Source organism: Providencia stuartii, from assembly GCF_029277985.1.
GTDB classification, from domain to species: domain Bacteria; phylum Pseudomonadota; class Gammaproteobacteria; order Enterobacterales; family Enterobacteriaceae; genus Providencia; species Providencia zhejiangensis.
Genome location: NZ_CP119546.1, coordinates 4012833 through 4036902, shown reverse-complemented (window position 1 = coordinate 4036902; position 24070 = coordinate 4012833). Strand labels below are relative to the sequence as shown.

The window sequence follows — 24070 nt, the reverse complement described above, 5'->3', positions numbered from 1 at the left end:
GGGTATACGCAGTAAGTGGATAACAATAGGTTTTACTACTAGTTGTTTTCTAATAACTCTTCCGCTTGCCTTTGTGGCATGGGTAACTCGTCATGGCTGACAATCACTTTTTTGAGTTTATGATTAAACGCTGCAACCGTAATTTCTTCTAATAGCCTGACTTCAACGGGACTGAGTCCACCTTCATTTTTTTCTAAGGCCTGTATCACAATACGGTGATGAGTCGTTAAAGGAAGCCGAACATTGAGTTTCATGGCATCAATAAGTTGTACTAGAAGGCTTTGCGCGACGTAGAAATCCCCAATAATTAACCGAGACGATGAGAATTCCCCTTCAGCGGTGTATTCCTCATGAGTCTCTAAGTTTTTTAAGGTCATTGAGTTGGTTCGAAGCTGTAAGTAGAAGTCAGCCATGTGTGATCTCCCTATATATTCGTCATATTTCAGGTTACAGCGTTAATGGCTAGGCTTACTCACATTAATCAGCCTAGCTGCAATTGGTATCATTTAAAGTCATTAAATTAATCCAAGTGCTTCTTTTAACGGCTTTAAATAGCGGCGGCTTACAGGAATGTGCTCCCCTGAGCTTAAGACTAGCTCTGCTTGACCATTATCACCAAACAAAATTTCACTTAACTGCGTCATGTTGACTAAATATTGACGATGACAACGAACTAATGGTGTGCGTAATTCTAAGGTTCTTAAGGTGAGTTCAGTAAAGCCTTCTTGTCCTTGGGTGCTCATCACATAAACGCCACTCATGCGTGAAGTGACATATTGAACTTCATCTAATTTCATCAGCCAAATACGGCTATGTCCTGTACATGGAATGAACTTTAGAGGTTCATGATCGCTAAGAACGTCAAGGTCTTGCTTTTGCTTACCTTGACGTAGTCGATTCAGTGTTTTATTCAGCCTTTCGCTTTCTAATGGCTTTAATAAATAATCAAAGGCATGTTCTTCAAAAGCTTGTATAGCAAACTGATTAAAGGCCGTTAAAAAGACGATATACGGCCTATCCTCAGGGTCAAGCATGCGAACCATCTCAAGGCCTGTGATACGAGGCATTTGGATATCAAGAAAGACGACATCGGGCTTCTTTTTATGAATAACACTTATCGCTTCAATAGCGTTAGCACACTCATCCATGATCTCAATATCATCATGCTCTTCTAATAAACAACGTAAGTTTTCCCGTGCAAGTGGTTCATCATCAACAATCAATACATTCATATAAATTTAATCATTTTATTGCTTTAACATGTAGGGAAGCCGTAATTGCACTCGCGTAAATTGTTCTGGTTCATACTCCACGCTAACGCCATATTGCTCGCCATATTTTAGACGTAGGCGTTTATCAACTAAACTCATTCCTAGGCCATCGTTTTGTGCTGTGGGCTGATAGAGGCCTGCATTATCTTCTATTTCAATATAAACCTGTTCACAGCGTATATAGCTTCTTATTGTAATATATCCAGTATCTAATAACTGTGAGGTGCCATGTTTAATTGCATTTTCAACGATAGGTTGCAGCGAGAATGCCGGTAATTGCACCTGTTTTAATGTGTCTGGAATATCGAGCGCTATTTGTAAGTTTTCACAGAAGCGGGCTTTTTCTATTTGTAAGTAAGCATTCACATGCTCTAATTCTTCACCGAGTGTCGCATTTTGTTCAGGGCGTTTGAGGTTATTGCGAAAGAACGTTGAGAGGTATTGGACTAATTGTCCAGCTTGCCGACTGTCTCGGCGTATAACAGCTTGTAGTGTATTAAGTACGTTAAATAAAAAGTGAGGATTCACTTGCGCGTGAAGTAGCTTTACTTCCGACTGTAGCAGTGATTGTTTATTACGCTCATATTGTCCAGCGAGAATCTGTGCTGAAAATAAGCTCGCGATGCCTTCACCGAGAGTGCGGTTAATTGAGCTGAATAAACGATTTTTAGCTTCATAGAGTTTAATCGTGCCGATAACTCGCTCATTTTCCCCACGAAGGGGGATAACCAACGCGGAGCCGAGTTTACAAGTTGGGCTTAAAGAGCATTTATATGGGGTTTCATTACCATCAGCATAGACGACTTCATTATTATCGATCGCTCGCCGCGATTGCTCGGAAGCTATCGGTGTGCCTGGGCAGTGGTGATCGGCTCCGATACCAATAAAGGCTAAAATCTTTTCTCTATCCGTGATGGCGACGGCACCAATCTCTAATTCTTGATAGATGATCTTGGCTACTTTCATACTGTTATCAGTATTGAACCCTTTGCGTAAAATACCATCTGTACATAATGCGATTTTCAAGGCTTGAGCCGAAAAGGCCGTCGTGTATTTTTCAACAATCGCTCGGCGATCGAGCAAAATACGAATAAACATAGCGGCACCAATCGTGTTGGCAATCACCATGGGCGCTGCAATATTTTTCACCAGTTCTAATGCTTCATCGAAAGGACGTGCCAGTAATAGAATAATGAGCATTTGGATAATTTCAGCGACAAAGGTGACACAACTGGCGGTAATTGGGTTAAAAATTTTATCGATTTGGCCTCGTTTCATGTAATAACGATGCACTAAACCGCCAATCAATCCTTCGGCGATAGTAGAAACCATACAACTAAATGCGGTCATACCGCCGAGTGAATAACGGTGTAATCCTCCAGTGAATCCCACTGCAAAGCCAACCGCTGGCCCACCCAGTAGCCCTCCAAGCACGGAACCAATCGCACGTGTATTGGCGATAGAGTCATTGATATGTAAGCCAAAATAAGTTCCCATCACACAAAAAACAGAGAAAATAAGGTAGCACATGACCTTATGCGGCAGGCGGATAGTGACTTTTAATAGAGGGATAACAAGAGGCGTTTTACTCAATGCCCATGCAATGACTAAATAAACGCACATCTGTTGTAATAGCAGCAAAATGAGATCAAATTCGTACATAAAGGGTTCCAATTTTGGCATTTTAGCCGCGCAATTTTAGCGTAAGCTGCTGATTTAATAATAGCGATTTAGTCAAAGTTAGCTATCTTTATTTGACATAAGGGGAAAGTCGCTTCAATATTATATCTCCCCCCTCTTGTTTGTGACCTTGCGCACAAATTTATTAACGCTGTATCGGCAATTATTGCGATAATTTGATGATTATAGTTTCCTCCGTGATTATTTAGGGTTTTACTAATAATGAAAAAAAGAACAATAGCACTGATTTTGTTGATGCTGATTTTGATAGCGGCGGCGGCACTTTTCCATTCCCACAATCAATTCTTATTATTGCAAGGTGAAGTCGATGCGCCTGAGGTTATGGTGACCTCTAAGGCGAAAGGTCGTGTTATTGAACGCCATGTGGAACGCGGGGATGACGTTCAAAAAGGGCAATTGTTATTAACATTAGAGAGCCCTGAACTAACGGCACAATACGCAGCTTTAAAAGCCGCGAGAGACCAAGCGAAAGCGCAATTAGCTCAATCAATTAATGGAACACGTGAAGAAACAATTCGTAATTTACAAGCGTCATTAGCACAAGCTAACTCGCAGTATCAAAATGCGACACGTGAATATACTCGCTTAAATAACTTGTCTGCTAAAGGCTACGTTTCTGCTAATGAGTTAGATAATGCACGTAAAGCAAAAGAGGTGGCTTTCCAGCAAGTACAAGGCGCAAAGGCGCAGCTTGAAGAAGCCAAAAATGGTGACCGTATTGAATTACGTCAAAAATATGCGGCACAACTGAGTGAAGCTGAACAGAAACTGGCTGAGCTGCAAGTGCAGTTAGATGACTTACAAGTGAAAGCTCCCGTTGATGGCGAAATAGGGCCTATACCCGCGGAAATTGGTGAAATTTTCAATGCAGGTAGCCCATTAATGACCATGGTCCGCATCCCACAGGCTTATTTCATTTATAACCTGCGTGAAGATATCCTTGTTGATATTAAAAAAGGTGACAAGATTCAACTTGATGTTCCCGCTTTAGGCGATAAAAAAATTGAAGCAGTGGTTCGTTATATCGCACCAAAAGGGGATTACGCAACAAAAAGGGCAACACGTGCGACAGGGGATTTCGATTTGAAAACCTTTGAAGTTCGTTTGTATCCATTAGAACCGGTTGATGGCTTAAGACCGGGTATGAGCGTGTTATGGCGCTGGGATAAATAAAAGGCGCTGTGATGAGATTAAAATTCGCTTGGCATGGTTTTGAACATGCATTCAGTCGAGAAACACAAGCCGCTATCCGCAGCCCTGTTTTTCACTGGTTAAGTTGGCTGTTTCCGTTAATGTTATTTACGTTAATAAGCGCTAACTTCTCAGAAGGAACACTGATGGATCTGCCGGTATCCGTCGTTGATAATGACCGAAGCCCAGCGTCTAGGCAGATTATTCGGGATCTGAATGCAGGCCCCCATGCAGATGTAAAAGCGATTGATAACAACCTTAACAGCTCAATAAAACGCTTAGCTAGTGCGCAAGATTATGCGCTTTTATATATTCCTACCAATTTTGAAGCGGATGTATTACGGGGGCGCCAACCTGAAATACGCATGTACTACAATGCGTTGTTTTATGCGTCGGGAAGTTATGCGATCCAAGATTTCAGTGGTCTGGTGGCTGAGCTGAATGCCAAGTACCGTACTCAACTGGCGAGTTCAATGGGAAAAGCCTTACCCCCATTAGCACAAGTGACTCTTTCTTACGACAGTTTATTTAACCCCAGCGGCAGCTATATCTATTACCAGCAATTCGCAGCAACTATTCATATGCTGCAATTGTTCGTGGTGACGTGTACGATTTATACTTTATCGCGTAGCTCAATATTACAGAGTGTGAAGCCATTTGGTATGGCCGTGCTCGGAAAAATGGCCCCTTATACATTATTTTTTACCACATTATTAGTGGTTGAACTTGCGGCATTGGTGAGTATCTTTGACGCTAAGGTGGTGGGAAATCCCCTCTATATGATAATGGTTGGCTTCTTCTATGTGATAGCGGCACAAAGTATTGGGCTATTGCTATTTAGTTTCACGTCTAGTGCAATTATGGCTTATAGCCTTATTGGGATGCTAGTGAGTATTGCATTAGCCTTCTCGGGAATGGCAGTACCTGAATTATCCATGATTTTGCCCGCACAAATTATTTCGAATATTGAGCCATTAACCCACACACTCAACGCGATGTTTGATATTTTCTTACGTGAAATTTCATTTAAACGTATTGTCGAAGTCTGTTTGTTCTTACTGATTTATCCCATCGTAACGGCATTTTTGATCCGTAAACGCTTGCCGAAAAGAATTGCGGCACAAGGAGGGGAGCTTTAATGCAGATGTATTTTGCAACCTTCCGTAAAGTACTGATTGGCATGTTAGATAAGCCAATGTGGTTATTATTGATCGTCTCGTTGTGTGTGATGAGTTTAGTTTATGCGAAGCCGGTGTTATGGGATTTACCTGTTGCAGTGATCGACCAAGATCATAGTGTGGCAAGTCGAGCACTTATCCGTGACTTAGATGCTGCTCCGAAAGTGAAACTGCACAGTTATGATAGTTTAGATCAAGCTCGCAAGGATATGATCGGTCGGCAATTGTTCGCTATCATTATCATTCCAACCGATTTTGAAAAGTTTTTATTGAATGGTAAAACTATTACGATCCCTGTTTATGGTGACGCGACCAACCGTTTGGCGAGCGGCCAGATCCAACAAGAATTAGTCAGTGCTTATCAAACATTATTAAATAGCTATAACACACAATTATTAATTAATTCTGGTTATAGCAAAGAGCAAGCTAAAGTCATTATTACTCCAATCCGTAGCTTAACGGAGCCTTTGTATAATCCAGGTGTCAGCTTTGCCGCCATTGTGTTTCCCGGTTTGCTCGTCATGTTGTTACAGCATTCACTGCTTATTGCCTGTGTTCGCGTGAGTATTGCTATTCGTGGCACGCCAAAAGGTAAACCGCCATTAGCAGTATATTTAGGGGCATTATCTGCATTGATCCCAATTTGGTTATTTTTATCCACCGTCTTTTTTGCTTTGTGGCCATGGATCCTAGGTTATCGCCAAGAAGCACCACTGTATCAATTATGGATGCTGACTTTTCCTTTCTTATTGGCAGTAATTGGGTTAGGTAAGTTAGTGACTGAATGTTTACGTAGTGTTGAGATGATTTATTTAACCTTAGCGTTTATTACCACACCGGTTTTCTATATGTCAGGAACGATATGGCCATTGCAAGCAATGCCTGAGTGGGTACGCATGATCGCGTCAGCATTACCATCAACATGGGCAACCAGTGCCATGGCGGGGATCAACCAAATGGGTCTACCGTTTAGTGGCGTATTGATGGATATTGTGATGATGCTGGTTCTTGGGGTCATTTATACTGTGATTGGTGTGTTTATTGGTATGCTACGTGACGGTGAATTACGTCATATTTCCCATATTATGCATCGTTGGCGGAAGCAGCGTCATGATTCATAATGTTGTTTAAGATGTCTCATGAATAGAAGGCCTGATAAAGATTGAAAGTCATTGCGATGTTGAGATAAATAACCGGCCTTCATTCTAATATGACGGTGAGTTTTTAAGTCATTATTAGATAATCCCAATTATGAATAAATAGTTTTACGCATTATAAGATATTAATAGCCTGAACTTTAAAATTAATTTAATTCTTTATAAATGCTTTATTTTAAAAAAAGCTTAAGTTACATTTATTCCTTTTTTAAAGGAATAAATCTCTATGGACTTTTCGACTATCCTTTCTGCGTTACTTTCGTTTATGAGTTATTTTGCGATAGGTACTGTCATGGTGCTTGTGTTTCTTTTTATTTATACACGGATATCGCGTCATAATGAGTGGGTATTAATCAAACAGAATAATACCGCTGCTGGGCTTGCATTTATTGGTGCTATGCTAGGTTATATCACTCCACTATCGAGTGCTATTTCTCACTCTATTAGTCTTCTCGACTGTATTATTTGGGGCGTTATTGCATTATTTGTCCAATTACTTGTTCTCGGCGCAACCAAAATATATATGCCAAAGATCAGCGAGAAAATAGAACAGAATAATATTTCTGCTGGGCTATTTTTAGGAGGTACATCACTTGGGTTTGGTATTTTGAATGCCGTTAGTATGAGTTATTAACAAATAAAGATGTTCTATGAGTAAGAAAAATAAAATAAAGAAACATAAAAGTCATCAGCCCCATGCTAACGCTCAATTAAAACGAATTGGTACCGTAAAAAAAGAAGTACGTAAAGGCCCTAGCATACTGACGCTAGCCATTATGGGAGGGGCTGTTATTTTTGGTATACGTAGTTGTAGCAAAGAATCTCCAACCTCTACGGTGACGATCTTTAAAAATAGCGATGATTGTGTATTAGCGGGGTATAGCCGATCTTTTTGTACGCAAAAACAAGAAGAAGCTCAGCAACAATTAATTCAGCACATGGCTTACTATAATCAACTAAATAGCTGTGAATCTATTTATGGGCAAGGTAATTGCTCATTAATAAATCGCAAATTGACTCCGTATGAAAATTTGGAGTGCTTATCCCAAAACCATGACAATGAGTATTGTGATGCCCAAGAGCGCGAGGCTTATGCGCCTACACTAGCAGGCTTTTCGGTTGATAATTATCCCAGTGAAGTGAGTCGTTCTTCAACGTCTGCGCATTCAGGATTGCATTATTACTCAAGGGCTAGACCATTTTATCGTTCTAAAAGTGAACCGGATGTTTATTATGAGCCTGGTTCATCGGATAAATGGGTTTCCGATAGTTCAAATAAGTTGAAACCCGCTAAATACAGTAATAACTCGACTAAAACGACTTCACGAGGCGGCTTCGGACATAAATCCAGTCGTAAAGGTGGCTGAGTATGTTGCGAATACCATTAAAGCCGCGTGAGAATTTAGATAAAATAGCTCAAGATTATGGTTTTGATTTTCATATTATTGATGATGAAATTTATTGGGATGAATCACACGCCTATTGTTTTACCTTAGAGCAAATTGAAAATGGTATTGAAGATCCCACCGAAGAATTACATCAGATGTGTTTAGAGGTTGTTGATCTTGCTATTAACGATGAGGCTATCTTAGAAGAACTTGCAATCCCTGAATTATATTGGGATGCGATTGCAAATAGTTGGCGAAAGAATAAAGCGTCATTATATGGAAGAATGGATTTCTCATGGAATGGATATCAGCCAGCAAAATTACTTGAATATAATGCAGATACTCCGACATCACTCTACGAATCCGCATTCTTTCAATGGCAGTGGCTGTCTGATATGACAGCAAGAGGTTTAATTCCAGCTAATGCCGACCAGTTTAATTCGATTCAGGAAAAACTGATTCAGCGTTTTTTATTATGGCGTAACGAGCACCCTTTTTATTTTTGCTGTTGCGAAGACTCGATAGAAGATCGCGGAACTGTTTTATATTTGGAAGACTGTGCTCGCCAAGCGGGATTACAAACGCAATTTATTTACATGGAAGATATCGGGTTAGGCCTCGGTGGGGTTTTTACGGATTTACGAGATCAGATTATTCATCAAGGTTTTAAATTATACCCCTATGAGTGGATGTTCCAAGATGATTATGGCCCGATATTGCGTAGCCAACGGACCGAATGGTTGGAACCGTTATGGAAATCAATTTTAAGTAATAAAGGGCTATTACCTTTGTTATGGCGTTATTTCCCTAACCATCCTAATTTGTTACCTGCTTATTTTGCCGATGAGCAAATTAATATTGTTGGAAAACTTAAACAGGATATGGGGAGTCATTGGCAAGGTTTTACAACCAAACCGTTATTCTCACGCGAAGGTGCGAACGTTTCATTATTCATGAACAGCGAACAAGAGATTATTACAGAAGAATTTGGTGAATATGCTCATGAACCCCGTATTTATCAGGCCAGTGCATTACTGCCTAAATTTGGTTCCGATTATACCTTAATAGGAAGCTGGGTGATTGGTGATGAACCTGCTGGCATTGCTATCCGAGAAGATGGTTCGTTAATAACCAAAGATACATCTCGATTTATTCCTCATTATATTATGAATTAATGCAGCTTATTTGTGAAAGGCGACCTATGCACCGCGAATTGATCTCATTTCTCGCATGGTGATAGTGATCAAGCGCGAACTCTATCTCCGCATAAAAGAGTCATACTCAATCATTTCATCGTTCATGAATTTCTATAAAATACATCAATTCAAACTTAAGGAGTCGCCCATACAGGCGACTTGGTTGATGGCTCATCGGGTAAAAAATAGGCACTATTGCCGAGGGCGACAGTTTAATAAAAATCAACGGGATCGCCGTAACACTGGAAGGCCACAAAGTGGCTTGTGGTGGCTTCAATGGTCGTGTACATGTCACGTTGGGATAAGTGATGACTTGCTGATATCACCGCATATCACTGAAACTACTACCCCGTCATACTGCAAATCGCAGCAGTATTGGCGATGCACATTTGCGTTAGCCATATCGTTTTCTATCACTCCAAGTGATTCGTTGACTTGCCGCCGAGATACGCTGCGAATTATTTGGGAGACTATCTGTACGAGTACGAATAAAGGCAGCCGATATCCCATCGACATAAAAAAGCAATCAGAGTGTTTCGCTCATGGATGTATGGCTAACCTCTAATCAACCATCTCTAAACCTGCAACTTGTCGCCAATAGCCATTACAACTCCTGTCTGTAATCGTTAGTGGTGCTAGGCCTGTTTGGTTGGCTTTAAATTGTGACAGTATTTTTAGAGAATCATGACTTTCAGGAGAAATACGTACAATATCCACTAAATCCATCATAGATAGCTGTTCATTGCCTAAGTTGTAGCAATAGCCACTTTGTGTCTGCAATCCATTGAGCGTGAAAACCTGTTGCTGTTCTTGAGAAAAAACTTTTCGGCCTTGTGGATAGTTGATACAGCAAGTTTCACACTCATCTTTTGCACGATTTTCTGAGCGCGCGGTAAAGCAGCGGGCCGAATAGGCGAGAGGTAGGTGTCCATAACTCATCACTTCAACTTCGAATTTGTCACGTATTCCTAGCTCGTCACATTGATTGAGTAAATTGACTAGCCAATCACGAGACAATTCGACAGGCATACACCAGCGTTGCATACCTTGTCGGAGTAGGATATTAAGCGTTTGAGCGTTATAACAATTCAAACCATGACCGGCGACAAAAGGCAGGTTGCGCTCAATTAACATATTAATCACCCCAAAGTCGTGTGCTTCCACGAGGAATTCGCCATTATCGACTAATTTACTGATCTCTTTAAGTTCAGAAGGGGCTTGTAATAGTGCGAGGGTACTTAAAATAATCTGTTTTCCGCTAGCAGACAGTGCCTTAGCCAAATCAATCCAGTCAGCTGGTTTCATTTCACGGCGCTTACTACAGACGGTCTCACCGAGATAAATAATATCAGCTTCACTTTGCATAGCCTGCTGATAAAACGCTTCAAGTTGCTGTTTTGGCCAGTAATAAAGAACTGATCCTAATGCATATTTCATGACGTATTCCTTATTATTGCCATTTACGATGGTAAGCGCCAAGGGTTGTTTGGCTACCTTCAGACAGTTCTCCCAAAACTTTCAACCATTGTGGGTCCGCAATAAATTGTTTCGGATTTGCATTGTATTTGTCGATGGCTTTGCGCCAGATACGAGTGACGTCGGTCACATAGGCTGGGCTGCGTTGGCGACCTTCAATTTTGACCGATGCAATATTTGCGGCCATCAAATCTGGCAGTAGTTCTATGGTGTTAAGGCTGGTAGGCTCCTCCAGTACATGGTATTGATGGTCATCAACCAAATAGCGTCCTTTGCATAGTGTCGGATAACCAGCATTTTCATTGCCTTGATAGCGGTCGATCAGGACTTCATTTAAACGTGATTCCATGCCTTGTGGCGTTTGCTGCCAACGAACAAATCGTGCAGGCGAGCAAGCACCAACCGTATTGGGGGATTCGCCGGTGAGATAAGATGACAGATAACAGCGTCCTTCTGCCATGATGCATAGGCTACCAAAAGCAAAGACTTCTAAGGGAACAGGGCTAGTTTTGGCGAGTTGCTTGACTTGATGGATAGAGAGTACGCGCGGCAATACGATACGATGAACATCAAAATTACGTGCATAAAAGCGAATCGCTTCGGTATTTGTCGCTGAAGCTTGCACAGACACATGTCGCTCAATATGTGGATACTTATTCGCGGCATATTCAAGCATGGCTAAATCAGCAAGAATTAATGCATCTGCGCCCAAAGATGCTGCAAGGTCGACAGAGTCTCTCCAGCGTTGAAAACCATCGGGATGAGCAAAGGTATTAATTGCAATATGCAGTTTGCGCTTGTGATTATGTATATAGCGTTCTGCTTCACGTAATTTTTTTTCAGTAAAATTCAGGCCTGCAAAATGGCGTGCGTTGGTATCATTTTTCAAGCCGATATAAACCGCATCGGCACCATTATCGACAGCCGCTTTGAGAGCTGGTAGGTTGCCCGCAGGGCAGAGTAATTCCATGGTGTCTATTCCAGTGTAAAATTTCGACAACTTAGCATTCTAGTCAACTCGGTAGAGACAGATTTTGATTTAAGGCAGTGAATTGGTTGTTTACCTGTTGAATTTGCATCGTTATTTTGATGTTAACACTCCAATATCAAAAAACTGATGCGTTTTAGTTAGGTGGATTTACTGGCAAATAGGCGAGTAGACAGAGTATTCATGATATTTCTGGCAGAATAAAAAATAAATACTGGCGAGAAGAGCAAACCTTGATATAGGATCAAATGAGTGCTTATTTTCTTTGGCATTATATGAATATTCTATTATTGAGTATGTCGATATATATGTCTGTTATCACACTGATTTGCTAGCCATAAGCCATAGCGGGTGCTGTGTTGTATTTAATAGGCAGTCAATTGATATAGGGAGTCAGAGCTGTGTTAGGAAAAATTCGTTCTCAACTTATCTTAAAAGGGCCTTCACTACTGAAGTTTCCTTTAAAAGTGACCCCATTTGCTGTGCAGCGTCAGGTGCTTGAGCAGCTACTTAGCTGGCAATTCCGTGAATCGGTCAAAGAAGGTGAGCTGGATTTCCTTGAGGGTAAATGGCTAAGAGTTGAAGTCAGTGACCTTAACTTAGTCTGGTTTATTAGCTTACAAAATGGTGTGTTAGTCGCGAGTGCTCAGGAACAAGCCGATGTTAGCGTAAGCGGTAAAGCGAATGACCTGATCCTTATCGCGGCTCGTAAAGAGGATCCCGATACGTTGTTTTTCCAACGCCGCTTAGTGATTGAAGGCGATACAGAATTAGGCTTGTACGTGAAAAACCTGATGGATGCTTTTGAATTAGAGAATATGCCAACACCATTGCGTTTTACATTGTTACAGCTGGCGGATTTTATCAAAACCGCTCAACAAGACGAGGACACTGAGCATAAAAACTCGGTGGCATCCCCATGTTAATTCGAGTTGAAATACCGGTTGATGCAATAGGCATCGATAAATTATTGCGTGAGACATTCCCCACGCAAGCTGAAGCAGAATTAGTGCATAAACTACGTGAAGACGGTTTATTAACATTAGGTGTTGTTGCAACCAATGATGACGGCGAAGTGATTGGTTATGTAGGTTTTACGCCTGTAGATGTCAATAATGAAGATGTGCAATGGGTTGGCCTTGCGCCTATTGCTGTCAGTCAACAATATCAAAACCAAGGTATTGGTAGCCAATTGATTTACGAAGGTCTCGATAGCTTAAATGAGTTTGGTTACGGTGCTGTGGTGGTGGTAGGGGATAGCAACTATTATCGTCGTTTTGGTTTTGAACCCGCATCACAGCACAATATTGTAAGCCAATGGCCTGAGTTACAAGACCATTTTATGATCTGTGGATTAGAAAATGGCACCTTAAGTGATCATACAGGGCGCGTGACTTATTCTGCTCATTTTGATGCACTGTGATTCACTAAGTAATTTATAATATTGTCTGGCTGATCAAGGATCAGCCTTTCTTTTGCCTTTTTACTGAGTTTTTTGACCTGAAATTCCAATTTTGATGCTGCTGAGCGATCCCCCACTAAACAATGAAAAACAAGAGTCAGTGGCATTTTTCCTTTCAATGCTTTTGCACCTTTTCCTTCTTGATGCTGAGTAAAACGGCGTTGAATGTCTGTTGTAATCCCACAATACAATCTGTTATTTTTCTCTCTTATTAGGTAAATATACCAATTTTTCTGTGTGGTCATTAGATCCTAGCGCCTTATTTTTGCCTTTCTGTGCTGAAATTTAAGGGGAAATAATTTGGGTATAAACTAAAAATCTCGCTGATCAGTGGAAATATAACTTATTAAATTATATATAAAAAATGACACATTAAAGTCATAAATTTGTAACCTAAAGATTGGTTTTGATTCAAATTTTTTGAATGATAACAGCAAAATTAGCTAATTTTCATTACGATTTAAAGTGCATAATATGATCCATATCACAGGGGGACGATAAAACTCCCTGATAATAATTGAATATACAATGAGGAACACATTATGAAAAAATCAACACTAGTCGCTGCAACTTTGGCTTTAAGTGCTATTTCATTTGGCTCAATGGCTGCTGAAGAAGTTCAACACTCTAGTCAACCCGCTGCTGGTTATGTTTCTGTAACAGGTGCTGTTAGCGTTAATGACCTAACTGAAAAGTTAGCCAAAAAAGCTGAAGAAGCTGGTGCAAGTTCATTCCGTGTTATTTCCGCAGGCGGTGAAAACTCAATGAATGGTGTTGCTGCAATCTATAAATAATTTATAGTACCTAGCAAATACAATACCAAACGTTCAGAACAGCTTAAGCACGCTCAGCGATAGACAAACGATATTCAAAGAGCGTGTTCTGAACGGACAATGTGAGTTTTTGCGATGAATGACCAACAGGCATTACAACATATCCAACGTTATCTTTCCCGCCAGCACGTTTTTTCTCTCTTTACGTATCACGAGCATGATATCTGGCCAGCCACTTGTTACTATGCATTTGATGCTAACCAAATGAGTTTATTTTTTATGACCGATCCCGATTCGCGTCATGGTCAACTTATGCGAGCCAATCCTCGCATTGCAGGCACAGTTTCCGCACAAACAAAAGTTGTCAGCCAAATCCAAGGGATCCAATTTATTGGCGATGTGATAGCCTTGGATGAAACGTTATTACCGCAAGCTCGCCAATTTTACTGTCGCCGCTTCCCTGTGGCGTTGACCGCAAAACTCCCTGTATGGCGCTTAGATTTACAGGAAGTCAAAATGGTCAATAATAAATTAGGTTTTGGTCGCAAACTGCATTGGTCACGAGAGCGTTAACGTAAAGTGTGAATAACTTGATTACTGCTTCCTCGCCAAAGTAGAGCGGGATCATACAACTCTTGAACAAATTTCCCATCGACCAGTACGTTAATCAGACTAACCACTTTCTGTTGCTCTGGTGTCAATTCTGCAAGCTGATAACCTGTCCATAGCCAAATATCTTTATCAGGGCAAACTGTTTTGACACGATGAACTAATTGAAAAATAGCCGCGAGGTTAGCAGGGTGCAAGGGATCTCCGCCGGAGAGAGACAATCCCTGCCGACGGATTCGTGTATCCTGTAAATCCTGTATGATCCGATCTTCCATTGCTTGGGTAAACGGGATGCCAGAGTCGAGACGCCATGTACTTTGGTTGTAGCATCCACGACATTGATGCACACAGCCTGAGACAAACAGTGTACATCGGGTTCCAGGGCCATTGACGACATCAACAGGGTAATATTGATGATAATGCATAGTCTTAACCTAGCTGCCCATTGCCTAAATGTTTGATGCGTCGTTTGACTTCTTCTTGTTTACCCGCGTTAAATGGGCGAGCATCAGGGCTTCCTAGGTAACCACAGACACGGCGGATGACTGAAACGCGGTTGGTGTCGTGATTACCACAACGTGGGCAAACAAAACCCTTGCTAGTGCAGCTAAATTCCCCCGTAAAGCCACACTCATAACATTCATCAATTGGTGTGTTTGTTCCATAATAAGGAACATGTTCATAGCTATAATCCCAAACGTCTTCAAGGGCTTTCAGGTTGTGTTGTAAGTTAGGATATTCTCCATAACAGATGAAACCACCATTGGCGAGTGAAGGGTAAGGTTGTTCAAAGTCGATTTTGTCGTAAGGGTTAACACGTTTTTCAACATCAAGATGAAAACTATTAGTGTAGTAACCTTTGTCTGTCACATGGGGAATCACACCAAATTCAGCGGTATCAAGGCGGCAAAAACGGTCACACAGGTTTTCACTTGGTGTGCTATACAAGCTAAAGCCATAACCAGTCTCCGTCTTCCATTCGTCTGTTGCTTGGCGTAATCGACTAACAATAGCGATTGCCTTTTCTCTTAATTGGGCATTGTCATAAACATGTTCTTGAGCGCCGAAGAGCGCATTGATGGTTTCATGCAGTCCAATATAACCTAATGAAATGGAGGCACGGCCATTTTTAAATATCTCGGCAACACTATCATCGGCTTTGAGTCTCACACCACACGCGCCTTCCATATACAGGATCGGTGCAACACGTGCTTTCACATTTTCTAGGCGCGCAATACGTGTCATGAGTGCTTTTTTGGCGATGAACAAACGCTCTTCTAGTAATTGCCAGAAGGCATCTTCATTACCTTGAGCTTCAATCGCAATGCGCGGTAAGTTAAGGCTGATCACACCTAAATTATTGCGACCATCATGAATTTGTTGCCCATTTTCTTCATAAACGCCTAAGAAGCTACGGCAGCCCATTGGGGTTTTAAAGGAACCAGTGACATTAACGACTTGGTCATAGTTCAGAATGTCTGGATACATACGTTTACTGGCGCATTCCAAAGCTAACTGTTTGATATCATAGTTAGGATCCCCAAATTGGTGGTTCAATCCTTTTTTAATCGCAAACACCAGTTTAGGGAACACCGCGGTTTTACGGTTTTTACCTAAGCCAGCAATACGGTTTTTTAAAATAGATTGCTGGATCAAACGTGCTTCTGTTGAGGTGCCAAGGCCAAAGCCAAAGGTGACGAAAGGCGTTTGTCCATTTGCGGTATGTAATGTATTAACCTCATATTCAAGGGATTGGAATGCGTCATAGCATTCTTTTTCTGTTTGGCATTCAGCATAGCGCTGAGCATCACTGATCCCCCAAGCTTCCGCTGTTTTAAGGTGTTTTTCATAGCTGATATGTACATAGGGTGCCAGTATTTCGTCAATACGATTGATAGTCGTACCGCCATAAATGTGGCTAGCTACTTGAGCAATAATTTGTGCAGTCACGGCAGTTGCTGTTGAAATAGACTTTGGTGGCTCAATTTCTGCATTGCCCATTTTAAACCCATTGGTTAGCATGCCTTCAAGGTCGATAAGCATACAGTTAAACATAGGGAAAAAGGGCGCGTAATCCAGATCATGATAGTGGATTTCGCCTCGTTCATGAGCAATGACAACATCTCGAGGCAAAATATACTGTTTAGCATAGTGTTTTGCCACAATACCAGCGAGTAAATCACGTTGAGTAGGGATCACTTTACTGTCTTTGTTGGCATTTTCGTTTAGCAGTGAAACATTGCTTTGCTCAATAAGGCCTCGGATATCATGGGTGAGCTGGCTACGTTTTTCACGTGCACTATCTCTATCATGACGATATTCAATGTAAGCGCGCGCTAGGTTTTTATAAGGGCCGGACATGAGCTGATTCTCTACGGCATCTTGGATCTCGCGAATGTCTACTTTTTCACGATGGCCGAGTTGCTCTGTGACAGCAGTTGCAACGTGAAGACAGTAGTCATTATCTTGAATATTCACAGCCGTAGATGCACGCTTTATGGCCTCTTGAATTCTTTGGGCGTCAAAATTGACTTGGCAACCGTCTCGTTTAATCACAACCGTTTTCACTGAAATGCTCCTTATTGAGTTATCCACAATATCAAACCGTCAGATAATGCCGCAGTAGCAGGAGTGGCTGTCTTGTGGATAAAACTGTGAATAAATACTATATGTAGTATGTGTTGATGCAATTAAAGCACAATATATAGGTTATTGCTCTTTTTTAGCTACACTAAACTTGATCCACAACAAGGAAAAAAATAAATTGTATGAATATCAAAAGCCGAGATAACAAAAATAAAAACCTATTATGAAATTGATCGTGGCAGCAAACGATGGCCTGTGTGAGCGCCGGTAAAATACGAAACAGTCAAATCACATCATAGCGATCTGTCAGTGCATAAATCATATGAGAAATCCAAAATAGCAACTTGATTGCTAATAAAATGGTTTTCCGATTAAAACCGCCTAGTAATAAGGTAATGAAAGGGCCGGAAATCGCGATAACCACGACATAAATACTGACAAAAAAACCAACTTGCGGGGCAGTTATATGACGTTGAGTGGATTAATTGAGGTAATAAACCGAACACGGCCACTTCAGTCGTAATAGCACCAAATACGGCCAAAGAAAGGATATTAAGAGTAGAGAAAAAGTTGATCATGGTGGATTTATCTAACAAAAAAAGGCCACTTATGTGGCCTTTATATTGAGTTATAGCGAATTAGTTAAGCAAATCAAATTTTGCTAAGTATTCACCCCAGTCTGCAACACCTTGAAATTCAAAGCCGACACTTTGGTAAAAATGATGCGCACCAAGGTTATCAATATGATAGCCAATCATAATGGCTGGAATTTTCTCTTGATTTGATGACTTTATTTCATCAATCAATACCTGCATCGCTTGCCGACCATAGCCGAGACGTTGGTGCTTCTCGTCTATCATAAAGCGATAAATCCAATAATTGCCATCATCGGGGTCAATACCATACATGACTAACCCCACTAATGTATCTTGATGCTGAATACCTTTAACGATAAACCGAGGTAAAAATTGAACTTCCGCAATTGAATATAAGTTGGAAGCAATAAATTGTGCTTGTTCTTCTGAAACTTGTAAATCAGCACAATCTTCCCAGTTATCTTGATTCAACCCAACGAGTGTTACCATTAACTTCTCCTGTTTAGAGAAGCAAACCTTCTCTAAATTATGAATGAATAGAATATGTTTTGAATGTATTTAGATTATTTTTACGCATGGTAACCCCCTTAGTTCGGATGAGTGATAGGGCCTAATTGGCGACTAAAAATGCGGCTCAAATATGCCGGAATGGCAATAAAATAACAAGATGTTTTGAAAAATATATTGTTGGCAGGAAAGTGAATAAAAAAATAGTCCGTATAGCGAGTTAGCGCATGATTATTTGGATAAGCTCGGGAAAGTGAAAGGTGATAACACAAAGCAGAAAAAACGCCATTTTTCCCGCTTTGTGTTATCTGTTATTAATTACTTACGCACAGCGATCGCTTCGATCTCGATTTTTACATCTTTCGGTAAACGGGCAACTTCAACACAAGAGCGCGCAGGGAAAGGGGCATTATGTTGTTTGAAGAACTCTTCGTAAGTTGCATTCACGGTTGCGAAATCGTTTAAATCTTTCACAAAGACCGTGGTTTTCACAATATTAGCAGCGCTAAGACCCGCTTTTTCTAAGATAGCAGCAACATTCGCCAGTGATTGGCGAGTTTGTGCAGCGATATCTTCAGGAACTTCCCCCGTTTTTGGATCAACAGGGATCTGACCTGAAGTGATAACCATACTGCCTAGGTCAACACCTTGTACATAAGGGCCGATTGCTGCTGGTGCATTTTCTGTACTGATTTCGTATGACATAATGACTCCATTTAAGCAGATAAAATTAGCGTGATAGATGAAACATAGTATAAAGCTTTGCTATTCACATACAAAGTCGCAGTCTACGTTTATCTTGTTTACTGATTATTGATCACGGCGTCTCTATCGAACTCTTTTTCACAGAATTTACAGGTTAATGCAACTTCTTTGCCGACTTTTTTCACTCTAAAGCTGCTGGAGACTGGCTCATTATGGCTAATGCAGTTACTGTTTGGACAAATCAGCACATTGTCGATATGTTCCGGTAATCTTAGCTCCAGCTTTTCTACGACTTGGTAGTCCTCAATACGATTGACGGTTGCTTCTGGCGCATACATCGCTAATTGGTTGGCTTGTTCTGGCGTTAAAAAAGTATTTTCAATTTTGATTAAATCTTTTTTACCTAAATTATTCGAAGGCAAATTTAAACCGATAGTAATTCGTTCATCAGTTAATGTCAGTTTAAACAGGCTCAGCAATTTGAAACCAATTTGAGCAGGAATGTGGTCGATGACAGTGCCGCAGCTTATCGCTTCAACTTGTAATTTATGGTCGTGTGTCATGATGGGTTTCTCCTCAGATGGCCAATTCTTTATTTAAAACCAGTGACAGTAAGGCTTGTCTTGCATATATGCCATTGCCTGCTTGTTGGAAGTAGTAAGCATAAGGTGTTTTATCAACATCGACACTGATTTCATCAATGCGCGGTAATGGATGTAATACTTTCAAGTTAGGTTTTGCAACATGCAGATCTGCTGCTCGCAGTACAAATTGTGCTTTGACATTGGCATATTCTGAAGGGTCTAAACGCTCTTTTTGTACTCGAGTCATGTAGAGAATATCGAGTTCAGGCAAGACTTCATCAATATTGTTATGCAGGCTGTATGTAGAACCTTTTTCTTCAAGTAGGTGAAGAATATGCACAGGCATCGATAGGGCTTCCGGAGCGATGAAGTAAAAATGATTGCCCTCGAACTTAGACAGCGCTTGCGTGAGAGAATGCACGGTTCTGCCATATTTTAAGTCACCGACCATGGCCACTTGCAAGTTTTCAAGGCGGCCTTGTGTTTCTTGAATAGTAAATAAATCCAATAGCGTTTGTGTTGGATGCTGATTTGAACCATCACCCGCATTGATAACGGGAATATTGCCTGAAAATTGGCTAGCTAAACGTGCGGCACCTTCTTGTGGATGACGCATCACAATGGCATCCACATATTGGCTAATGACCGAAATAGTATCGGCGAGCGTTTCACCTTTTTTACCTAACGAAGTGTTCGAACTGTCAGAAAATCCGACAACAGATGCCCCTAAGCGATGAATGGCTGTTTCAAAGGATAAACGCGTACGGGTCGATGCCTCGAAGAAACAACTGGCGATAACTTTATGTTTTAGAAATTCAGGTTGTGGTTGTTGTTTTAAAGAAGCGGCAACCTTGAGCACGAGCTCAAGATCGGCGCGATCTAAATCATTAATTGAAATTATATCGCGATGGTATAAAGGGTTCGGCATCGTTGTTCTCCTGTGTCAGCAAGACGTGTTAGGTGATAGGCCAAAAAAAAGCCCCTCAATGAGGGGCTTTTCTTGAAATACGGAGGGGAAAAACAGGCTGTCCAGACCGCCAGAAGGCAGTGCAATGGAGGTGTTCTTTGAAACAAATAGAGCAACAGCGTTCATGGTTTCTCCCGGCAAATTGTGGCGCATTATACGCGTGTCTCCTCTCGACGCAAGCGTTTGCATACAGAAAAATAAATTTTTTTACTGGTATGCTGATATTCCTTTTTTGTTATTTTGTATAAAAATAATAAAATCAGAGAGCTATTCATTATTGGCTAAGTCGCTTAGCGATCCTCTCTAATTTGACCATTAACAAAAGCGTCACGCTGACTAACACAATGGTGAGTGCGGCACCATCGGCAATATTTCCTCTATCCGTTAAACTGAAAATTGACACAGGCAGTGTTGCCCAACCAGGGGGATACAGCATCATGGTTGCACCTCGCTCCCCTAAGCTGAATGCTACATTTTCAATATCAGGTGAAATACGGGCTTGTTGGCCTCGCTTTATCAGGGAATGAGTTTGGTAAAACATGGGATGAATATCAACGCATGTCAGCCGATGACGTTGCGCATTTGCGTCAGCAAGCCGCCAATAAGTTATTTGCCGCAGGTGCGCACTATGTTATTGATACATTAGCTGATCTACCTGACTTCATAGAGAAGATAAATGTGCGACTGGCTAATGGCGAAAGACCCTAAGTGGCCGTATCGCTTATAGGTTGAGTTCGAATCTGTACAATATTGTGGCGCCTATTATCTCGATGTCTATTAGTTAGTAGGCACCACAGCTTCAAATACAGATTCGAATACAGCTTCAAATAAGTGCCGACCTAATCTATACAATTAAATGATACCACTCGGTAATTCAGGTGCTAATGTTGCAACCATTACCGCTTTTATTGTATGCAAGCGGTTTTCCGCTTCATCGAAAACATTACTGTATGGAGATTCAAAAACCTCTTCAGTGACTTCCAGTCCACCCCACAGATTAAACTCTTGGGCAAGTTGAGCGCCGAGCGTTGTGTCTTCGTTATGAAATGCGGGTAAACAATGTAGGAATTTAACATCAGGGTTACCGGTTAACTGAATCGTATTCATATTCACTTGATACGGTTTAAGCAAATGAATCCGTTCGGCCCAAACCGCTTTTGCTTCCCCCATTGACACCCAAACATCGGTATACAGGAAATCAGCATCTTTAACACCTTCTGCAACATTTTCAGTGAGCGTGATTTTCCCTCCTGTTTTCAACGCTGCTTTTTGACAAATTTCAACGAGTTCTGCTTCTGGCCAACAACTTTTTGGTGCGACTAAACGAACATCCATGCCTGTGAGCGCCGCAGCCTCTAACATGGAATTTCCCATGTTGTTACGAGCATCGCCTAAATAAGCAAATTTGATCTCCGAAAGAGGTTTGTTTGGTTGATGTTCTTGGATGGTCAGTAGGTCGGCCAATAACTGTGTGGGATGGAATTCATTTGTTAATCCATTCCATACAGGCACTCCCGAATGCGCAGCTAAAGTTTCAACCGTTGATTGACTAAAACCCCGATATTGGATCCCATCATACATCCGTCCTAAAACCCTTGCGGTATCTTTCATGGTTTCTTTGTGACCAATTTGACTACCTGAAGGGCCTAAGTAAGTGACTCTTGCACCTTGGTCAAAAGCACCGACTTCAAAGGCGCAGCGTGTACGAGTAGAATCTTTTTCAAAAATAAGGGCGATGTTTTTGCCTGTGAGCAGTGGGGTTTCGAGTTCGGCTTTCTTTTGTGCTTTTAACCAAGCTGATAGTTTTAATAATGAATGAATTTCGTTGGGTGTAAAATCAAGTAACCTAAGAAAATGCTTTTTATAGAAGGGGTTCATAAAATGCAGCCTTTTGTGATTGAATTAATATTCAATTTATATTCATAAAAATTCAAAATCAACCCCTGTAAGAAAAGAAATTATTCATTCAGGTATGGTGTCACTGGCGGCCCTATGGGAGAATGGCCCAGAGACTAGCGATAATGAAAAAAGAGGTGTGGATATGGTGGATAAAGCTGAATTAGAGGCTCAATACGAAGAAACTCGTCTAATTATAGAAGAATTACTGGAAGATGGCAGTGATCCTGATGCATTGTATGCAATTGAACACCATTTCTCTGCTGATAATTTTGAATTATTAGAAAAAGCAGCCGTAGAAGCTTTTAAATTAGGTTATGAAGTCACTGATGCGGAAGAGTTGGAAGTTGAAAACGGTGTGACGCTGATGTGCTGTGATGTGATTAGTGAGAGTGCATTAAACGCAGAGCTGATAGATGCTCAAGTTGAACAACTGATGAAATTGGCTGAAAAACTCGGAATCAACTATGACGGCTGGGGAACTTATTTCGAAGATCCTGATGCTGAATATGATGATGAAGAAGGTGATGACGACGAAGGTGATCGAATCCACTAATTCAATAAGCTAAGATTCAACTCCCTATGTGCCTGCTCTTGTAAAATCAACAAAAGCAGGCATTTTGCTATCGACAGTCACTAAAATCGTTAACGTAGTACGCGTGAAAGGCCATTAAAGAAGGTATCGTCGATAAATGTCTTAGAACGTCGACTACACATTTATTCGCCTGATATCTGTTCTTATCACTGATTATTCTGGATCTGCTGGATATCCCGCCGTACTGAGGGCTGTACGGAAAATACTTTCTTCCATATTGCTGGTGATCTGCACTTTTTTTGTTGAGGGATCGGCGTTCACTTGCGCATTGCCATCAATATCCAAAATGATTTTTGTGATTGATTTAGCGCAGCCGCCACATGCCATTTTCGGTATTGTAAGACTTATCATTTTTCTAACTCCTATGATTAACATTATGATAAATATAAAGCTTTACCCTATTGGAAGGTCAATCAGTTTTTACTGAATGCGCGGGAAAATTGCCAAACAGCCCCTTTTTGACCTCTTGGGTTTCAAGGTATTCATGTGAATTAACTAAATTTTCAATAATCGGGCAATCAGGATCATCATTACCATGGCAGTGTCGAGTGAGAGCTTCAAGCGTATTTGCGATACCTTGCAGCTCATGAATCTTTCTTTTTAATTCAGAAAGGTGTGTTAGTGCCATATTTTTAACATCGGCGCTAGCACGCTCTCTATTGCGCCATAGGCACAATAAAACTGAAATCTGCTCGGTTGAGAAACCTAGCGAACGCGCACGGCGAATAAGATTCAGGCTATTAACGTCCGATTGGTTGTAATAGCGATACCCTGCGGTTGTGCGCTTTGCTTTGGGGAGCAAGCCCGTCTGTTCGTAATAACGGATCATTTTTGCTGAGATACCAGAAAGTTTGGCTGCTTGACCAATATTCATTATTTTATCTCCTCAACAATCGGATACTTTAAGAAATAAAATAGCTAGTTCTTTGTTGTCGCTTGTTTAAGAATCGCCATAATGCTCGGTTTTTGCGATGAAAAAGTGCCATAAAAGATATGCTCACCAATGAGGGTAATCGGTGCGACGCGTACACCCGTTCGAGCTTTGGCTTCTGCCATTATTTGCGGGTCTGTCAGGTCGCGCTCTTCAAATGAGAGTTGTTCTTTCACCAACCACTCTTTGAGCAATTTGCAGTCAGGGCACGTTGGTGTGGTATAAATCAGAATTGGCGGTTGTGATGTGAGCGTCATCGTGATCTCCTTTTTACGGATATAGCCAGACTTAATACAGTCTGGCTATTAAAATG

27 protein-coding genes and 2 pseudogenes are annotated in these 24070 nt (G+C 41.1%); 12 read left to right on the top strand and 17 right to left on the bottom strand.

What is annotated here, in order from left to right:
- Positions 1–38: 38 nt before the first annotated feature.
- The 3 genes from P2E05_RS18280 to P2E05_RS18270 form a co-directional block, all read right to left on the bottom strand.
- A complete protein-coding gene (locus tag P2E05_RS18280) occupies positions 39–413 on the bottom strand; it encodes a YjaA family stress response protein (protein WP_154622841.1) in 375 nt (124 codons plus the stop codon).
- A 102-nt stretch (positions 414–515) separates the two neighbouring features.
- Positions 516–1232 (bottom strand): two-component system response regulator BtsR, encoded by a 717-nt coding sequence (btsR, locus tag P2E05_RS18275; RefSeq protein WP_154622840.1) that lies wholly within the window; start codon positions 1230–1232, stop codon positions 516–518.
- A 15-nt stretch (positions 1233–1247) separates the two neighbouring features.
- Positions 1248–2933, bottom strand: coding sequence for a sensor histidine kinase (locus P2E05_RS18270; protein ID WP_154622839.1), 1686 nt, complete (start codon positions 2931–2933; stop codon positions 1248–1250).
- Between the two features lie 240 nt (positions 2934–3173).
- Here P2E05_RS18270 and P2E05_RS18265 point away from each other — a divergent pair, with 240 nt between their 5' ends.
- From P2E05_RS18265 to P2E05_RS18240, 6 genes are all read left to right on the top strand, one after another.
- Positions 3174–4145: an HlyD family secretion protein gene (locus P2E05_RS18265; RefSeq protein WP_272657847.1), complete on the top strand. Its 972-nt coding sequence runs from the start codon at positions 3174–3176 to the stop codon at positions 4143–4145.
- Positions 4146–4156: 11 nt separating this feature from the next.
- On the top strand, positions 4157–5302 hold the full coding sequence (locus tag P2E05_RS18260; RefSeq protein WP_154622837.1) for an ABC transporter permease: 1146 nt from the start codon (positions 4157–4159) through the stop codon (positions 5300–5302).
- A complete protein-coding gene (locus P2E05_RS18255; protein WP_154622836.1) occupies positions 5302–6462 on the top strand; it encodes an ABC transporter permease in 1161 nt (386 codons plus the stop codon). The genes P2E05_RS18260 and P2E05_RS18255 overlap by 1 nt, the downstream gene beginning before the upstream one ends.
- A gap of 262 nt (positions 6463–6724) precedes the next feature.
- Positions 6725–7132 carry a DUF350 domain-containing protein gene (locus P2E05_RS18250; RefSeq protein ID WP_196713708.1) on the top strand — a complete coding sequence of 136 codons (408 nt, stop codon included), beginning with the start codon at positions 6725–6727 and terminating at the stop codon, positions 7130–7132.
- 16 nt (positions 7133–7148) lie between these two features.
- Positions 7149–7865, top strand: coding sequence for a DUF1190 domain-containing protein (locus P2E05_RS18245; RefSeq protein WP_276122940.1), 717 nt, complete (start codon positions 7149–7151; stop codon positions 7863–7865).
- Between the two features lie 2 nt (positions 7866–7867).
- The gene (locus tag P2E05_RS18240; protein ID WP_272657846.1) at positions 7868–9061 is read left to right on the top strand and encodes a glutathionylspermidine synthase family protein; all 1194 of its coding nucleotides are present in this window, start codon (positions 7868–7870) and stop codon (positions 9059–9061) included.
- A gap of 582 nt (positions 9062–9643) precedes the next feature.
- Here P2E05_RS18240 and P2E05_RS18230 read toward each other — a convergent pair.
- Positions 9644–10519 (bottom strand): U32 family peptidase, encoded by an 876-nt coding sequence (locus P2E05_RS18230; protein WP_154622831.1) that lies wholly within the window; start codon positions 10517–10519, stop codon positions 9644–9646.
- Between the two features lie 13 nt (positions 10520–10532).
- On the bottom strand, positions 10533–11528 hold the full coding sequence (gene ubiU / locus P2E05_RS18225) for a ubiquinone anaerobic biosynthesis protein UbiU (RefSeq protein WP_154622830.1): 996 nt from the start codon (positions 11526–11528) through the stop codon (positions 10533–10535).
- Between the two features lie 419 nt (positions 11529–11947).
- Here ubiU and ubiT point away from each other — a divergent pair, with 419 nt between their 5' ends.
- On the top strand, positions 11948–12472 hold the full coding sequence (gene ubiT, locus P2E05_RS18220) for a ubiquinone anaerobic biosynthesis accessory factor UbiT (RefSeq protein WP_163863186.1): 525 nt from the start codon (positions 11948–11950) through the stop codon (positions 12470–12472).
- Complete coding sequence (locus P2E05_RS18215) at positions 12466–12969, top strand: GNAT family N-acetyltransferase (RefSeq protein WP_154622829.1); 504 nt, start codon at positions 12466–12468, stop codon at positions 12967–12969. The genes ubiT and P2E05_RS18215 overlap by 7 nt, the downstream gene beginning before the upstream one ends.
- On the opposite strand, the gene P2E05_RS18210 is transcribed toward P2E05_RS18215, so the two are convergent.
- Complete coding sequence (locus P2E05_RS18210; RefSeq protein WP_154622828.1) at positions 12951–13253, bottom strand: GIY-YIG nuclease family protein; 303 nt, start codon at positions 13251–13253, stop codon at positions 12951–12953. The genes P2E05_RS18215 and P2E05_RS18210 overlap by 19 nt on opposite strands.
- A 297-nt stretch (positions 13254–13550) precedes the next feature.
- Here P2E05_RS18210 and P2E05_RS18205 point away from each other — a divergent pair, with 297 nt between their 5' ends.
- Both P2E05_RS18205 and P2E05_RS18200 read left to right on the top strand, forming a co-directional pair.
- Positions 13551–13802 carry a DUF1471 domain-containing protein gene (locus P2E05_RS18205; protein ID WP_154624840.1) on the top strand — a complete coding sequence of 84 codons (252 nt, stop codon included), beginning with the start codon at positions 13551–13553 and terminating at the stop codon, positions 13800–13802.
- Positions 13803–13916: 114 nt separating this feature from the next.
- Entirely contained in the window at positions 13917–14354 is a 438-nt protein-coding gene (locus P2E05_RS18200) for a YhbP family protein (protein WP_196713706.1), read from the top strand.
- Here the strand turns inward: P2E05_RS18200 and nrdG are convergent.
- From nrdG to P2E05_RS18165, 7 genes and pseudogenes are all read right to left on the bottom strand, one after another.
- Positions 14351–14815, bottom strand: coding sequence for an anaerobic ribonucleoside-triphosphate reductase-activating protein (nrdG, locus tag P2E05_RS18195; protein WP_163863182.1), 465 nt, complete (start codon positions 14813–14815; stop codon positions 14351–14353). The two genes, P2E05_RS18200 and nrdG, sit on opposite strands and share 4 nt — an antisense overlap.
- 4 nt (positions 14816–14819) lie before the next feature.
- Positions 14820–16958, bottom strand: a complete 2139-nt coding sequence (nrdD, locus tag P2E05_RS18190) for an anaerobic ribonucleoside-triphosphate reductase (RefSeq protein WP_163863180.1) — start codon at positions 16956–16958, stop codon at positions 14820–14822.
- Positions 16959–17614: 656 nt separating this feature from the next.
- Positions 17615–18061, bottom strand: a complete 447-nt coding sequence (locus P2E05_RS18185) for a GNAT family N-acetyltransferase (RefSeq protein WP_154624843.1) — start codon at positions 18059–18061, stop codon at positions 17615–17617.
- 336 nt (positions 18062–18397) lie between these two features.
- The gene (gene ridA, locus P2E05_RS18180; protein ID WP_004915899.1) at positions 18398–18784 is read right to left on the bottom strand and encodes a 2-iminobutanoate/2-iminopropanoate deaminase; all 387 of its coding nucleotides are present in this window, start codon (positions 18782–18784) and stop codon (positions 18398–18400) included.
- Between the two features lie 98 nt (positions 18785–18882).
- Complete coding sequence (gene pyrI, locus P2E05_RS18175) at positions 18883–19347, bottom strand: aspartate carbamoyltransferase regulatory subunit (protein WP_154624844.1); 465 nt, start codon at positions 19345–19347, stop codon at positions 18883–18885.
- Between the two features lie 13 nt (positions 19348–19360).
- Positions 19361–20296: an aspartate carbamoyltransferase gene (pyrB, locus tag P2E05_RS18170; RefSeq protein ID WP_154624845.1), complete on the bottom strand. Its 936-nt coding sequence runs from the start codon at positions 20294–20296 to the stop codon at positions 19361–19363.
- Between the two features lie 313 nt (positions 20297–20609).
- Positions 20610–20798, bottom strand: a pseudogene (locus P2E05_RS18165) (phosphonate ABC transporter permease); the annotation flags it as partial.
- Positions 20799–20836: 38 nt separating this feature from the next.
- On the opposite strand from P2E05_RS18165, the pseudogene P2E05_RS18160 reads away from it, so the two are divergent.
- A pseudogene (locus P2E05_RS18160) lies at positions 20837–21043 on the top strand (phosphonoacetaldehyde hydrolase); the annotation flags it as partial.
- A gap of 144 nt (positions 21044–21187) precedes the next feature.
- On the opposite strand, the gene argF reads toward P2E05_RS18160, so the two are convergent.
- Positions 21188–22213 carry an ornithine carbamoyltransferase gene (gene argF / locus P2E05_RS18155; protein WP_276122939.1) on the bottom strand — a complete coding sequence of 342 codons (1026 nt, stop codon included), beginning with the start codon at positions 22211–22213 and terminating at the stop codon, positions 21188–21190.
- Positions 22214–22376: 163 nt separating this feature from the next.
- Between argF and rraB the strand changes: the two genes are divergently transcribed.
- On the top strand, positions 22377–22787 hold the full coding sequence (rraB, locus tag P2E05_RS18150; protein WP_195848196.1) for a ribonuclease E inhibitor RraB: 411 nt from the start codon (positions 22377–22379) through the stop codon (positions 22785–22787).
- A gap of 192 nt (positions 22788–22979) precedes the next feature.
- Here rraB and P2E05_RS18145 read toward each other — a convergent pair whose 3' ends face one another.
- Genes P2E05_RS18145 through P2E05_RS18135 form a run of 3 tightly spaced genes read right to left on the bottom strand, consistent with a single transcriptional unit; the run spans position 22980 to position 24014 of the window.
- A complete protein-coding gene (locus P2E05_RS18145; protein ID WP_249999429.1) occupies positions 22980–23177 on the bottom strand; it encodes a heavy-metal-associated domain-containing protein in 198 nt (65 codons plus the stop codon).
- 58 nt (positions 23178–23235) lie between these two features.
- Positions 23236–23700: a Cu(I)-responsive transcriptional regulator gene (cueR, locus tag P2E05_RS18140; protein ID WP_196713705.1), complete on the bottom strand. Its 465-nt coding sequence runs from the start codon at positions 23698–23700 to the stop codon at positions 23236–23238.
- Between the two features lie 44 nt (positions 23701–23744).
- Positions 23745–24014: a glutaredoxin family protein gene (locus P2E05_RS18135; RefSeq protein WP_154624850.1), complete on the bottom strand. Its 270-nt coding sequence runs from the start codon at positions 24012–24014 to the stop codon at positions 23745–23747.
- Between the last annotated feature and the right edge of the window lie 56 nt (positions 24015–24070).